This window comes from Rectinema subterraneum, assembly GCA_009768935.1.
Taxonomy (GTDB): Bacteria; Spirochaetota; Spirochaetia; order Treponematales; family Rectinemataceae; genus Rectinema; species Rectinema subterraneum.
In genome coordinates this window covers 24469-38453 of sequence record WESA01000010.1, presented here as the reverse complement: position 1 = coordinate 38453, position 13985 = coordinate 24469, and the positions used below count along the sequence as shown (strand labels likewise).

General features: G+C 54.5%; 10 protein-coding genes. 2 read left to right on the top strand and 8 right to left on the bottom strand.

Features of this window, described 5'->3' with window-relative positions; genetic code table 11:
- Window positions 1-98: 98 nt before the first annotated feature.
- The 6 genes from GAP13_RS04440 to GAP13_RS04415 form a co-directional block, all read right to left on the bottom strand.
- Window positions 99-1424: a M20/M25/M40 family metallo-hydrolase gene (locus tag GAP13_RS04440; RefSeq protein WP_158906603.1), complete on the bottom strand. Its 1326-nt coding sequence runs from the start codon at window positions 1422-1424 to the stop codon at window positions 99-101.
- Window positions 1425-1485: 61 nt separating this feature from the next.
- On the bottom strand, window positions 1486-2193 hold the full coding sequence (locus GAP13_RS04435; protein ID WP_158906601.1) for a nucleotidyltransferase family protein: 708 nt from the start codon (window positions 2191-2193) through the stop codon (window positions 1486-1488).
- Window positions 2190-3365, bottom strand: a complete 1176-nt coding sequence (locus GAP13_RS04430; RefSeq protein WP_158906599.1) for an XdhC family protein — start codon at window positions 3363-3365, stop codon at window positions 2190-2192. The genes GAP13_RS04435 and GAP13_RS04430 overlap by 4 nt, the downstream gene beginning before the upstream one ends.
- Window positions 3362-5761: a xanthine dehydrogenase family protein molybdopterin-binding subunit gene (locus GAP13_RS04425; RefSeq protein ID WP_158906597.1), complete on the bottom strand. Its 2400-nt coding sequence runs from the start codon at window positions 5759-5761 to the stop codon at window positions 3362-3364. Before GAP13_RS04425 ends, GAP13_RS04430 begins: the two co-directional genes overlap by 4 nt.
- Window positions 5754-6209 carry a (2Fe-2S)-binding protein gene (locus GAP13_RS04420; RefSeq protein WP_158906596.1) on the bottom strand — a complete coding sequence of 152 codons (456 nt, stop codon included), beginning with the start codon at window positions 6207-6209 and terminating at the stop codon, window positions 5754-5756. The genes GAP13_RS04425 and GAP13_RS04420 overlap by 8 nt, the downstream gene beginning before the upstream one ends.
- Window positions 6206-6994 carry an FAD binding domain-containing protein gene (locus GAP13_RS04415; protein WP_158906594.1) on the bottom strand — a complete coding sequence of 263 codons (789 nt, stop codon included), beginning with the start codon at window positions 6992-6994 and terminating at the stop codon, window positions 6206-6208. Before GAP13_RS04415 ends, GAP13_RS04420 begins: the two co-directional genes overlap by 4 nt.
- Window positions 6995-7091: 97 nt before the next feature.
- On the opposite strand from GAP13_RS04415, the gene dnaE reads away from it, so the two are divergent.
- Together dnaE and GAP13_RS04405 are read left to right on the top strand one after the other, a co-directional pair.
- Window positions 7092-10568, top strand: a complete 3477-nt coding sequence (dnaE, locus tag GAP13_RS04410) for a DNA polymerase III subunit alpha (RefSeq protein WP_158906592.1) — start codon at window positions 7092-7094, stop codon at window positions 10566-10568.
- A complete protein-coding gene (locus GAP13_RS04405) occupies window positions 10565-11353 on the top strand; it encodes an MBL fold metallo-hydrolase (RefSeq protein WP_158906590.1) in 789 nt (262 codons plus the stop codon). The genes dnaE and GAP13_RS04405 overlap by 4 nt, the downstream gene beginning before the upstream one ends.
- A gap of 64 nt (window positions 11354-11417) precedes the next feature.
- Here the strand turns inward: GAP13_RS04405 and GAP13_RS04400 are convergent, their stop codons facing one another.
- On the bottom strand, window positions 11418-12104 hold the full coding sequence (locus GAP13_RS04400; protein WP_158906588.1) for an HAD family hydrolase: 687 nt from the start codon (window positions 12102-12104) through the stop codon (window positions 11418-11420).
- A 100-nt stretch (window positions 12105-12204) separates the two neighbouring features.
- A complete protein-coding gene (locus tag GAP13_RS04395; RefSeq protein WP_158906586.1) occupies window positions 12205-13977 on the bottom strand; it encodes an NADH-dependent [FeFe] hydrogenase, group A6 in 1773 nt (590 codons plus the stop codon).
- Window positions 13978-13985 lie beyond the last annotated feature (8 nt).

The following is a 13985-nucleotide window of genomic DNA, read 5'->3' as shown; positions in this document are numbered from 1 at the left end:
CCGCTGCGGCCATTGAGCCGGCTGCCGCGGCTGCAATAATGCGGCCGCTGCCGCAGCCATCAATGCTGCGCCGCAACACAATCATGCCGCGCCATTTTTCAGCAACCTTGCATAAGCGAACGATAGAAACGCACACAGCGCTCCAGGTTTTCGATGCTCACTTTTTCGTTGACATTGTGGACAGCCGCGATATCTTCCTGCGTCTGTATGAGCGGCGTAAAGCGATAGATGTCATCGGTCAGGGCGCGATAGTGCTTGGTATCCGTGCTCGCGGTAAACAAAAATGGCGCCGGAACAGCCTCTGGAAATGCTTCTGAAACTGCCTTTGCAATCGCAATCCAGCCTTCCGAAGAAGTTGAAGATTCCTCCGATGCTTCCACCATATGTTCCGGGAATTTGATGTATGCTTTTGCGCCGAAAGGCGAGGCCAGCAGATTGAAGTGCTCGACTACTTCCGCCGAGCTCATCCCGGGAATCATACGCACATTGACTGCAGCCTGCGCTAACGTCGGAAGCACATTTTCTTTCGGGCTTGCCTGCGCCATCGTTGCGGCACAGGTTGTTCTGACCATGGCATTTGTGGAAGGCATGGCGGAGAACGCCTTCAGGATAAAGGGCGAAAGAATGCGCCGAAGCGCGAAAATTTGTTTGTACGGTGCGATTGCGTGGGGGGCGAGCGCTGCGAGGAACCCATCAGTCGTTTTTGTCAAACGAGCGGGGAAAGGATTGTCTTCGATAGCTGCAAGCGCATGAGCGACTGCCCCCAGGGCAGTGTGGCGCGGCGGCATTGAAGCGTGCCCGCCTTGGCCCTGTGCTTCTATGATGATATCGGCATATCCTTTTTCGGCAATGCCGATGAGTGCAAGCGGCTTGCGCACAAAGCCAACCAGCCCTTGCCCGACAGGGCTGCCTTCATCGATCACCCATGAAGCATGGATGTGCTGTTCGGAAAACCATTTGGCAATAGCGCCCGCACCCCTTGTTCCTCCGACTTCCTCATCGCCGCCAAAGGCAAAATAAAGGGTGCGCTGTGGCTGGAAACCATTTGCAGCAAGCTGTTCCGCCGACTCAAGAATGCAGGCAAGCTGGACTTTTATATCTTGTGTTCCCCGACCCCATACATAGCCATTTCGGATAGCTCCCGAAAAAGGTGGTTCATCCCACGCGTCGGTTTCCGAGGCTGGGACCACATCAAAATGAGCGCAGAAAATAGCCGGTTTCAGCGAGGGATCAGTGCCCTGCCATCGGTAGACTATGCCTCGCGAGCCAATGCATATGCGCTCGAGCCTGGCGTGCGCCAGAGGAAAGAGTTCAGGCAGTGCTGCAATGAGTGCGGCGAAGGGACCATCATCCTCTTCTTCAGGATCGAAAGATGAAACAGTGCGGAATTTGACCAATTGTGAGAGTTTTTCGGCGATATTCATTCTGCAGTGATTCCTTTCGGGCTATGGTAAAATATCGCAGCTCGAAAAACAATGGCTTTCGTCAGGAGTGGGGCATGGCAACCCCGTGCAGGTTTCTGTCAGAAATGATCTTTTGCATATCATCGGGTGTGTCGATATCGCGCAGTATAAAAGGATCCTCGACATCGAGGTAAGCAACAAGGGAGCTCTGAGCTTTCAGAAATCCCCCAAGCCCATGCGGGCCGCGCCACCCGCGCAGTTGGCCGAATATCGAGCGGTGTATGAGCGGCGGATGTCCGGGCTTGCCCGTATGCCGCGGGATAACAATGGGCCGGCTGCGCGCGGCCGCAGGCATGCCGTCTATGCCTCCTGCGCTGGGCGCACCACGCTCCTTTGCGCTCGCACCGTGCTCGCGGTTCGCACTGGTTTGCAGGCGCTTCAGAGTCTCCGGCGAAACAAAGGGAATGTCGACCGGCAAAACAAATGCGCTGTCGAATTCATCTGGAACCGCTTCAATGCCGGCGCATACTGATGTGAACATGCCTTTGTCGAAATTGCTGTTATGAACCGGGTGCAGAGCGCCTTCGCGCGCCAGAGCAGCCACACGCTCTGCATCAAATCCTGTTACGACAATAATATAATCGATTCCAGCTGCTCGGAAGGCGTTCGCCGCATACATGAGCATCGGCATGTCATCGATGAGCATAAGTGGTTTTGTCGCGCCCATGCGTGAAGAGCGCCCTGCTGCCAGGATGACGGCGGCGGGGTTTGTGAAGCGCGTGCTGTTCATCTGGACGCGACTTTTGTGCTTGCAGGGGCTTGTGCGCCTGAATGGGGCGAAATACTCGCTGTGGCTGGTATGCCGGCGCGTACCGCAATGATTTCAGCGAGGATGCTCACAGCAATTTCTTCTGGTGTGCGCGCTCCGATGGCAAGGCCGATGGGAGCATGCACGCGCGCAATATCTGTATCGGCAAATCCTTCGGCCTTAAGTGCAGCGAAGACACCGTCGCGCTTGCTTTTCGAGCCTATAAGTCCGATATAGCCGGCATTTGTATGCAATACCTGGGCGAGCATGGCCTTGTCGATATCAGGTTTTCGGGTGAGCACCAGTGCGCAGTCCTGCGGCCCAATGCTGACTGCCGGCGCTCCCGAAGCATCGGTCAGCGCATCTTCGAAGCTATGAATGAGCCGCAAATCGCTTGCATGAGGAAAGCGCTCCGTGGTGAGCATCTCGGGCCTGTCGTCGGTGACTATGACTCTGAAACCAGCGAGGCTTGCAAAATCGCAGACTGCTTTGCCGACATGGCCAGCGCCAAAAATGTACACAACGGGGTCAGGAAGCAGGCCGAGCCAGAAAACATGCGCGGTTTCATGCACAGCGTTCGAAGGGTCTTCGATTTCGAATTCGGCAGCGCCTTCGAATCCGGGCATGTTCGCTCGAAGAGAAGCAAGCAGGGGCGCAGGGATTACTGCGGTATCATTGCCTCTATTATCGAGCGCAAAACTGTACTGCGCACAATGTGTCTTGACGACGACAAAGGCACCTGGTCTGCCGTTCTCGACGCTGTCAATGCAGGCTAGAAGGGCACGGGCCGCCGCGCTCTGCGGCTCCAGCTTTTCAAGATGAATCCTGAGCCGCCCTCCGCAGATCATCTGGGTTTGATTTGTCTCCGGCGTCAAATCGAAGTCGAGGTCTTGGCTGGCGCCTGGTGGCTGGGCCGTGGTGGTCTGAGCGCCTGCCTGCGACCCACCAAGCCCCAGCATGCGTCGCGCTGCTTCTATCGTCTGCCCTTCAGTAAAACCGCCGCCCACTGTACCATTCATCGCGCCTGTGCTGTCCATCGCGAGCAGCGCATCGGTACCTCTTGATGTCGAGCCAGAAACGCGGGTGACCGCGGCAAGTACCACTGTCTCCCCGCGTCGAAGTCGCGCCGCAATCCATTTTCTCAGCTCACTCATGTCTGTCCTTTCTGGCCTTTTTCGGCCTGCCGGATCGCCATCAGCACTCGTTCAGGCGTGAAGGGGTATTGTGTGAGGCGCACACCGGTTGCGTTGCGGATTGCATTCGCTATGGCTGCAGGCGGCGTATCGATACCGATTTCGCCAGCGGATTTTGCGCCGAATGGGCCGGACGGCTCATAGCTGTCGACAAGCTCGACTGTGATGCGGCCGACATCCTCGCGCGAGGGTATGGCATAGGTCATCATGTTATGGCTGAGCATGTGGCCCTTGTCCGAATAACGCACATCTTCATAGAGTGCCATGCCGATGCCCTGCAGGAGGCCACCTTCTATCTGAATTTTGGCCAGATTCGGGTTGATCGGCGTACCGACATCGGCAACAGCGACGTAGTTTACGACATCCACCTTGCCGGTTTCCTTGTCGAGCTCGATTTCGACGAAGGCTGCGAGGTAGGGCGGCGGCGATTTATCGCCCGAGAAGGACTCTGTTGCCTCAATTGTCTTCATTTTTGCACCGTCGTGGTAGAGCGTGTCATAGCTGAAATCGTTCAGTGAGAGCTCTTTCGAGCCGTCGATGGTCCTGAACACTTTATCTTCAAAAGTTAAATCTTGGGGTCTGACCCCGAATTTTAAAGAAACAGCCTCGATGAGCTTTTGCTTGAGGCTTCTCGCGGCGCGGAGAACCGCAGAGCCGGACACATAGGTTGTGCTCGACGCGTACGCGCCGACATCGAAGGGCGTGTGATCGGTATCGGACGAATGAATGACGATATCCTTCATGTCCACGCCGAGCTCTTCAGCCGCGATCTGCGCGAGGATGGTGTCCGAGCCCGTGCCGAGGTCGGTAGCTCCTACATGGAGCTTGAAGAAGCCGCCATCCTGCAGTTCGATGCGGGCAGAACCCATGTCGACGAGGGGGATTCCGGAGCCCTGCATCGCGATGGCCATACCTTTGGCGCGGACTTTGCTTGGCGCGACTTCCTGAACCAGGTGCGTAGGGTCCCAGCCGATGAGCTCTTTACCGCGCCGGATGCATTCCTCGAGCTTGCAGGATTCGATAATCATTGCGACGCCTTCGGTTCCTTCGCCCATGATGCGGAAGACTTCGCTTGTTTCGCCTTCGTGTAGCATGTTTTTGCGGCGCAGTTCGACCGGGTCCATGCCGAGTTTGTGCGCAAGTTCGTCCATTGCGGATTCGAGACCGGTGAGCCCCTGGATGGCGCCATAGCCGCGGTATGCGCCGGCGGATACTTTGTTGGTGTAGACGACATGGCCGCCGAAACGCACAGCTTTTACTTTGTTGTAGAGCGGCAGGGTCTTGGAGCCGGCGACCATGAAGGTGGTGAGGGCGTGCTCGCCATAGGCACCGGTATTGGAGAGTACCTGCATGTCGATCGCACGGAGAGCGCCGTCCGGGTCGGCGCCGAGCCTCACTTTGACGCGCATTTCGTGGCGGGTGAAGGTGGCCTCGAAGACTTCGCGGCGGGTGAGGGCGAGGCGCGCGGGCTTGCCGGTTTTCATGGTGACCATGGCGACATAGGGCTCGATATGGATATGCTGCTTGCCGCCGAAGCCTCCACCGATGCGCGGTTTTACAATGCGAATCTGCCTGAGGGGCATCTGGAAGGCAAGTCCAAGGAGGCGCCGCGTGTGCCAGGGGTTCTGGGTCGAGGTGACGATGACGAGTCTGCCCTGTATGTCGAGATAGCTAAAGGCTGTGTGGGGCTCGAGGGCGACATGCTGCTGGGCCTGGGTGTGGACGGTTGTCTCCACGGTGACTGGCGAGGTGGCGAGTTCCTTTTCGACATCCCCGATTTCCATGTGGTAGGCGGCGGCGATGTTGCGCTTGGGCTCGAATCCGATGGGGAACATCTCGTGGATTTCCGGCTCGGGGTGGATAATGATGGGGTTGTCGAGGGCTTTTTCGAAATCGAGTATTGGCTCGAGCACTTGGTAGTCGACTTTGATAAGGCTCGCGGCTTTTTCTGCGGTCGCTTCGTTTTCTGCAGCGACAACGGCTACCTCGTCGCCGACATAGCGCACATACTCATCCAAAATGAATCGATCGTGGGGGCTTGGCTCGGGGTTGCCCTGGCCTGCTCTCGTAATGGGGATGCGGGGGCAATCCTTCCATGTAAGGACGCATGCAACACCTGGCATCTTGAGCGCTTCGCTCGCGTCGATCGACAGGATGCGCGCAAAGGCGTGCGGGCTCCGGACGAGCTTGACATAGAGTGCATTCTGCGGCGCGAGGTCATCGGTATAGGCCGGGCGGCCGAGCACAAGACCTTCTCCGTCTACTTTGGAAATATTGTGGGCTACCACGTTGAATTTCTGTGTTGCATCGAGCTCTTTGGTGCTTGCCGGGGGCGTTGAAGTATGGTAATCACGCATGTTCAGCCTCCAGATATTTTTTAATCGCGCGGATCTGCCCTTCGTAGCCAGAACAGCGACAAAGGTTGCCAGCGAGATAGTGGCGGATTTCGCCTTCGCTCGGGTTGGGCAGCTCTTTTTTCATCGCCAGCACCGTGAGTGCAAAACCAGGCGCGCAGAATCCACACTGGTCGGCACCTTCCGCAGTGAGGAAGTGTGCGAATTCTTCGGCTTCCTTGGCTGCTCCCTGAATTGTCGTGATCTGCTTTCCATCAGCGCGAATTGCAAGATACGAACAGGAAAGGACCGGCTTGCCTTCGAGCAGCACAGTGCATACGCCGCAGTTGCCCGTATCGCAGCCTTTCTTCACTTCCACATAGCCTGCCCGCCTGAGCACTTCGGTCAACATTTCCCCTGGCTGGCATTCGACTGATTCCTTTTTGCCATTTATATAGAGCGTAATGATCATCCTCGTACCTCCATGAGCGCGCGGCGCATAAGCGCAGGCAGAATTTCTCTGCGATATTCCGCACTAGCTCTGATATCGCTTCCAAATTGCAGCTCTTCGGCTGCCGCGACAGCCGCCTGTCCGATTTTTTCATCCGATGGATATGGCTCATTTCCGAGCAAGACCATGGCTTTTTTGCACAATCGCGAAGCAGCCGGCCTCGAACCGACTGCAATGCGCCAGCTCGAACCTGTCCATGCAGCAGCGGCATTGATGATGGGGAAATCATTTGCGGTAATCCGCATCTGCTGATAGCTAGCCCTGGCCGATACTGGCAGCAGCACTTTTTCAATAAGAAATGGCCATTCTTCGCCATCCTGGATGAAACTTGCCACATCCGCAATTTTCCCTGGATAGAAGACAACTTTTGCGCCGAGAGCACAGAGCGTAGTATTCAAATCCGAAAAGCCGTAGCGGCCTGCAAGAGTTCCGCCGACAGTGATGATGTTGCGCAGCTGAATACCGACAATATGACTCACTGTGTTGCGGAAAAGTGCACCAAAGCGCGCTTCGAGCAGCGGGCTTGTTTCCAGCTCGCGATAGGTCGTCATCGCGCCGATTTCGATAGAGCCATTGGCTTCGCGGATATAATCGAGCCCCAGCTCGCTAAGATCCACTCCAAGCGGCATTGTCTTGGTATTCATACGAAGCCAGGCTGCGCCTCCGATTGCTGTTCCGTGCCGATCGCGGACCAGATGCAGCGCCTCATCCAGAGTACGAGGGCTAGCAAATTCCAGTATTTCCATTCGAATGCTCCTTGCCGAAGTGAAAAATCACTTGCTTCCTGTTTTTAGAATCATAGCACAGGTTTCTAAAATGGGCAAACTCGGCTATACTGGGATTATGGCAGAATTTGTGCACCTTCATAACCATACCGATTATTCATTGCTTGACGGGGCAGCTCCTGTCCAGAAACTGATAAAAAAAGCCAAGGAATTCGGCATGCCGGCGCTTGCGATCACGGACCACGGCAACATGTTCGGTGTCATGGCGTTCCAGGACGAATGCAGAAAAGCGGGGATCAAACCCATTATCGGCTGCGAATTCTATGTAGCCGGCGGATCCCGCCTCGAAAAGACGGGAACCGAGAATGGCAACAAATATTGGCACCTGATTTTGATTGCTGAAAACCAGACTGGCTACCACAACCTTCTCAAGCTCACTTCCCGATCCTTCACCGAGGGCTTCTACTACAAACCCCGCATCGACGACGAGCTGCTCGCTGCGCATTCCGAAGGGCTCATCGCTTCTACTGCCTGCCTTGCCGGCGAAATACCTTCGCTCATCCTGGCCGGCAAAATCGAACAAGCCGCGAAAAAAATTGGTTATTATAAAGAAATATTCGGCCCCGACCATTTCTATCTCGAACTGCAGGACCACGGGCTCGACGAACAGCGAATTGTCAACAAAGAGCTCATACGGCTTTCAAAGCTCCTTGATGCGCCCCTTGTCGCGACAAACGATCTTCACTATGTCGAGCGCGAGGATGCAGTCGCACAAGACATCCTTCTCTGCATCGGCACCAACCGCAAGCGTAACGACCCCAGCCGGATGCGCTTTCCAAACGACCAGTTTTACCTGAAGAGCCCGGATGAAATGGCAGCGCTTTTTTCCGAAGTTCCCGAAGCGCTCGCTAACACTCTGAAAATCAATGAAATGGCCCAGCTTGAAATCGAATTTCCTGGTCCGCTTTTGCCGGATTATCAGGTGCCGGAGAGTTTCTCCGATCCGGATGACTATCTGCGCCACATTGCCCGCGAAGGCCTTGCAAAGCGCTATCCGAATCCAAGCCCCGAAGCGACTGCTCGACTCGAATACGAGCTCGATGTCATAACCAAAATGGGCTTTACAGGATATTTTCTTATAGTATGGGATTTTATCCATTGGGCTAAAGAGCATGGCATTCCTGTCGGGCCGGGGCGAGGCTCCGGTGCAGGCTCTATTGTCGCGTATGCCATGCGAATTACGGATATCGACCCTTTGAAATACGATCTTTTGTTCGAGCGTTTTCTCAATCCCGAACGCGTATCAATGCCCGACTTCGATGTCGATTTCGATTTCGAACGACGAGGCGAAGTAATCGAATATGTCGCGCAGAAATATGGCCAGAACCGCGTCGCGCAGATTATCACTTTCGGGACGCTGAAAGCAAAAGCAGTGATCAAGGATGTAGCGCGCGCGCTCGATATACCGTTCGAAGAGGCGAACCAGATCGCAAAGCTTGTCCCCGACGATCCCAAGATGACACTCGCAAAGGCATTCAAAATGGAACCGAAACTGGCTGCCCTTGCAGAAAATCCATCCTATGCCGAGCTCTTTTCCATTGCTGCCAGGCTCGAAAACCTGCATCGGCATAGCTCCCTGCATGCGGCTGGCATCGTCATCAGCAAGAGCGAGCTCACCGATTATGTCCCCTTGTACAAAGATCCGAAGACAGGCCTTGTCGCGACGCAATACACGATGGAGTATCTGGAGAATTGTGGCCTTGTGAAAATGGATTTTCTCGGTCTCAAGACTCTTACGCTCATCCGCAATACGCTCGACATCCTCCGGAGGCGCGGCATCGATATCGACGAAGAGAAAATCCCGGATAATGACCCGAAGACATTCAAGATGCTCAGTGAGGGCAAGAGCACCTCTATTTTCCAGTTTGAATCGCAGGGCATGCAGTCGATTCTCAAGCGAGCCAAGCCATCGAGCATTGAAGACTTGATCGCCTTGAATGCCCTGTACCGGCCAGGGCCTATGGATTTTATCGACCAGTTCATCAACTCGAAAAACGGGAAAATGGCAATTGAATATCCGCATCCTTCGCTGGAAAAATACCTGAAAGGCACGTACGGCGTCATAGTCTACCAGGAACAGGTCATGCAGGTTGCGCGCGAAGTTGCAGGCTATTCGCTCGGGCGCGCAGACCTCCTCCGGCGCGCAATGGGAAAGAAAAAACCGGAAATTCTTCAGAAAGAGGAAGGGCCCTTTATCGAAGGCGCGATATCCCGCGGCTACTCGCGCGAAGATGCCAAGCGCATTTTCGAGATTCTGACGCCCTTTGCCGGCTATGGGTTCAATAAGTCGCATGCTGCAGCGTATTCGGTTGTAGCCTATCGGACCGCGTACCTCAAAGCGAATTATCCTGCCGAATTCATGGCTGCAAACCTCACCAACGAGATCAGCAATACCGACAAGCTGACAGAGTATATCAGCGAAGCCAGGGCGATGGGCCTGTCGGTGCTCCCTCCGGACATCAATCGTTCCGATGCCAATTTCAGCGTCGACCACGGACAGATCATCTATGGTTTTCTGGGAATAAAAGGCGTGGGCGAAGGAATCGCAAAGGCAATCCAGCTCGAGCGCGAGCAAAATGGCCGCTTTTCTGACTTTATCGATTTTTTGTCCCGGATGAGCCCGGCAGGTCTCAATCGCAAGACACTTGAATCGCTCATTCTGGCGGGCTGTTTCGATTCCATGAAGCACAAGCGGCGCGAACTTGTGCAGAATCTCGAGCGGGCGATCGAGTACGTTGAAGGCAAGCGCGCATTCGAAGCCTCGCGCCAGGGTTCACTCTTCGAGCTTGAAGACATGGGGCCCTATCCCGCATTCCAGTTCGAGCCAGCTGACGAGTTTTCCAACCAGGAAATGCTGCAGGCGGAGAAAGAACTGCTCGGTTTTTTCTTCTCAGCACATCCTATGGATGAGTACCGCACGATATGGGAGCGTTCGTCCACACTCGATTTGGGCCGCCTCGATCAGGCAAGCGCCAATCGCGAATACACGGTCATTGGCCTTCTCAAGGAATTCCGCACACATACGACCCAGAATGGCAAGCGCATGGCATTCGGAAAGCTCGAAGACTATCATGGCTCCATCGATATTGTCATATTTCCCGATATGCTGGAGAAAAACGAGCAAGCATTTATAAAAGACCGTGTCCTGTGCGTAAGCGGGATGTATGATAATTCCCGAAGAGCCCCTTCGCTCAAAATCCAGGCCATTCTTGACCCTGAATCGCTCAGGAAAGCATCCTGGCGGGAATTGCATATCCGGCTTGCAAATAGTGTGCGTGCGACAGGGCAGGCCGGCTTTACTGATCGGGCTGAACCAAGCCAGGCTTCTGCTATTTTCGATGAAACCAGCCTCTATCAGCTCCGCGATGCGATATATTCTCTGCATGGGCAGTGCAAGGTCCTTTTCCATGTTCCGCTCATCAAGGGAGGCGAAGCTGTGATTGAAGCGGGGCCTCACACGACATGTTCAGCGAACGACAGCGATCTCGAGTTTCTGAAGGGACAGCCTGCGGTCGCGGAGGTGTGGCGATCATGAAAATTCGGATATTGGGGAATGGCGGCTTTTACAACGAAGGTCTGCCGTATAACGCAATAGCGATCGATGGTCATGTGCTTATCGAGACGCCGCCTGATATTCTGCAGTCTCTCAATCACAGCGATATGAGGCCATCGCAGATCGATACAGTGTTTATTAGCCACATACATGGCGATCATTGTTTCGGCTTTCCATTCTTCTTTTTTAACTGGCTCTATGCGGGCGAAGCCGATTCCCATTACGAAAAGGGAAGCATGCTTGCAATAATCGGCCCTGCTGGCCTGCGCGAGCATCTTCTTGCCTTGCTGCGGCTTGCGATTCCTCCGGAGCATCAATACATTCGCGATTTTTCGGAAAGGGCGAAGCTTGTCGAGGTCGATGAAGGCGATATAATTGCTGTGAAAGGAAATATTTGGTTCAGTTTCATGCGCACAAAACATTCGCTTCCAACCCTTTCTCTCATCGCTGGAGCCACCGCAGGCCCGCCTCCGTCCCCTAAGCGAGCCCTGAAAGAAGCGCTCTTTGCCTATAGTTCCGACACAGCAATGTTCGAAGGTATTCACACGCTTCTCGAATCTGGAGCAAAGCTCATTCTGTGCGATACCAATGGCGAAAAAGAAAGCGATGTCCACATGAGCCCAGCCCAGCTCATAGCCGCTGCACGCGTGCATGGGCTTGCCGGAAATTCAGGGCGATTACTGTTGGGAACACATATGAGCCGCAGAATAGTGAGCCAGGAGAACCTGCGATTTGCTCAGGATGGGGAAGAATTTTCTGTGATATAAGTTTGGACGCGCAGGGATTTCGTCGGGTGCCTTTCAATATAATTTTCGCAGCACGGCAATCACTTCAGGCTCGATTGGTCAGTACCCAATCTGCCAGATTTTTCCATTTTGTGAAAGAAAAATCAGCCAGCGCGGTCGGGCGCCCGCACCGAGCTGCTGCCATGCCGGCATTTTTTGCACCCTGGATATCGTAGACAGGATTGTTCCCCACATACAGAATTTCGGAAGGCGCGTATCCGAGTCTTTCTATGAGCGCTGCAAAAACCCAGGGATGCGGCTTCAGCACGCCAAATTCCTCTGCGCAGAGCGCATGTTCTAGAAGATCCGAAAGCCCCAACGCCTCAATTTTTTCGGTTGGCGGCAGGTCAGAAAGCGCCGCAACCGCGATACCGCTACGGCGGATTGTTTCGATAGCATTTCTGACACCAGAGAACGGGCGGATCGAGGCAAAACGCTCAGGCAACGTAGCATAGAAGAAAAATTCCATAAGCTTGCGTACCTGATCCTGGGGAATATGCATGCGCTGAGCAAGCAGCGATGCCTGCAACTGATGCAGCTCTTCCGCATCGCGCGGAGTATAGTCGCTGCGCATTTGCAGCGTGCGCAATTCTTTGCGGACGACAGAAAAGCCCTCGACCAACCTCGGATGCCGTACAAAAATGTCTATGCAACGCAGATAAAGGGCTGAAGCAGGGTAAAGAGTACCGTCGACATCGAATACCACCGCCCTAAAGCGAACACGCTGCTGCATGAGAAATATATACAAGAGCGCAAGAGCCCCTGTCCATCGGTCTTTTGCGAAATTGCACCGATTTTACAAGAACAGGGGCACCTTCGTGAAGGTTAACCCTCTAGAAAACGCGCGCCTTGTAGCTCGTATGCAGAAGCTCATGCGAGAGATGCCCGAGCGGCTTGCCCAGAAATTCCTGGTATAGCGCACGTACGGCTGGATTCTCATGGGATTTGCGTATCGCGAGCTTGCGGTCTTCCTCATAGAGCGCTTGACTGCGCGCGAGTTTCTTCTCGAGATCAGCAAGAACGGGCTGCCCGCCGCCGCCAACGCAGCCGCCGGGGCAGGACATTATTTCGATAAAATGATAGGGGCTCTTGCCCGCGCGTATTTCATCGAGCAATACACGGGCGTTGGCTAAACCATGCGCTACCGCAACTCGTACCGGCGATCCCCCTACAACTACCTCGGCAGTCTTTATCGCTTCGAACCCGCGAACTTTGGTGAATTCTATATTCTCGAGCGGCTTTTTTTCGACAAGTTCGTACACTGTGCGGAGAGCGGCTTCCATCACTCCACCCGTGGTCCCGAATATTGTACCTGCTCCTGTCGACTGGCCAAGCGGATCATCGAATTCTTCTTCAGGCAATCGCGATATATCGATGCCTGCGAGCTTTATCATGCGCGCCAGCTCCCTTGTGGTGAGCGCCCAATCGACATCGAAGAATGGCCGTGCAGGCACCTTGCCGGGATCCTGTTCCTTCCACCAGCCCCAGGCTCCATCCATTTCCTTGCGCCTTGCCTCATATTTCTTTGCTGTACAAGGCATTATAGAAACAACGCGCATATGGTCAGGGGTAAGCCCTGCTTTTTTCGCATAGTATGTCTTTGCAACCGAGCCGAACATCTGCTGTGGGCTCTTGCAGGTGGAAAGGTGGCTCAAAAGATCAGGATAGAATCCTTCTATAAAATTGATCCATCCAGGCGAGCACGAAGTGATCATCGGCAAGGTCCCGCCTTTCGACAGGCGCTCGAGCAATTCGCTTCCTTCTTCCATAATCGTGAGGTCAGCAGTGAATTGAGTATCGAATACCCGGTTGAAGCCAAGACGTCTGAGCGCTGCTACCATCTGGCCGGTTACAAGACTTCCTGCGGGAAGTCCGAGCGCTTCACCAAGGGATGCGCGAATCGCTGGTGCAGTTTGGACTACGACAGTCAACCTTGGATCTTCTATGGCGCTGAACACTTCGCGCGATTCATCCTTTTCTGTTATGGCGCCTGTCGGGCATACGACAGAACACTGGCCGCATTGCACGCAGGCGCTCTGAGCCAGGCCACGATCCAAAAATGTGCTGACTCTTGTACGTGCTCCGCGCCCGCTGAAAGCGATTGCATGAACACCCTGGGTCTCTTCGCAGACAGCAACACAGCGTCCGCAGAGGATGCACTTCGAATCGTCGCGAACAATGCCTTCCGAGGTTGTATCGGGCATAGGATACTTCTTGTATCCGGGGAAACGGTCTGCGCGCACTTCGAGGATATTGGCAATCGTGTGCAGTTCGCAGGTGTCGGATCGAATGCAGGAGAGGCAGTCGTCAGGATGATTTGCCAGGAGAAGCTCCACGGCTGTTTTTCGCGCCCTGATGACGCGCGGACTCGATGTCCGGATTTTCATGCCTGGCACAGGCTTCTGCACACAGGAGCGGACGAGGGATTTTGCTCCCTCCACTTCTACGACGCAGACACCGCATGAGGCATTTTGCGAAATGCCTTTGAGGTAGCACAGCGTCGGAATTTTGACGCCTGCGTGCGCGCACGCTTCAACAATGTTTGCAGAAGGATCGACACGCACATTCTGGCCATCTATAGTGATTTCAATCAATTGTTCTTCCATGACCCGCC

What these genes read in the sequence shown, in the direction of transcription:
- GAP13_RS04435 (WP_158906601.1), bottom strand. Translation starts at nt 2,193, where the DNA reads ATGAACAGCACGCGCTTCACAAACCCCGCCGCCGTCATCCTGGCAGCA.
- GAP13_RS04425 (WP_158906597.1), bottom strand. Translation starts at nt 5,761, where the DNA reads ATGCGTGATTACCATACTTCAACGCCCCCGGCAAGCACCAAAGAGCTC.
- GAP13_RS04420 (WP_158906596.1), bottom strand. Translation starts at nt 6,209, where the DNA reads ATGATCATTACGCTCTATATAAATGGCAAAAAGGAATCAGTCGAATGC.
- GAP13_RS04440 (WP_158906603.1), bottom strand. Translation starts at nt 1,424, where the DNA reads ATGAATATCGCCGAAAAACTCTCACAATTGGTCAAATTCCGCACTGTT.
- GAP13_RS04400 (WP_158906588.1), bottom strand. Translation starts at nt 12,104, where the DNA reads ATGCAGCAGCGTGTTCGCTTTAGGGCGGTGGTATTCGATGTCGACGGT.
- dnaE (WP_158906592.1), top strand. Translation starts at nt 7,092, where the DNA reads ATGGCAGAATTTGTGCACCTTCATAACCATACCGATTATTCATTGCTT.
- GAP13_RS04415 (WP_158906594.1), bottom strand. Translation starts at nt 6,994, where the DNA reads ATGGAAATACTGGAATTTGCTAGCCCTCGTACTCTGGATGAGGCGCTG.
- GAP13_RS04430 (WP_158906599.1), bottom strand. Translation starts at nt 3,365, where the DNA reads ATGAGTGAGCTGAGAAAATGGATTGCGGCGCGACTTCGACGCGGGGAG.
- GAP13_RS04405 (WP_158906590.1), top strand. Translation starts at nt 10,565, where the DNA reads ATGAAAATTCGGATATTGGGGAATGGCGGCTTTTACAACGAAGGTCTG.
- GAP13_RS04395 (WP_158906586.1), bottom strand. Translation starts at nt 13,977, where the DNA reads ATGGAAGAACAATTGATTGAAATCACTATAGATGGCCAGAATGTGCGT.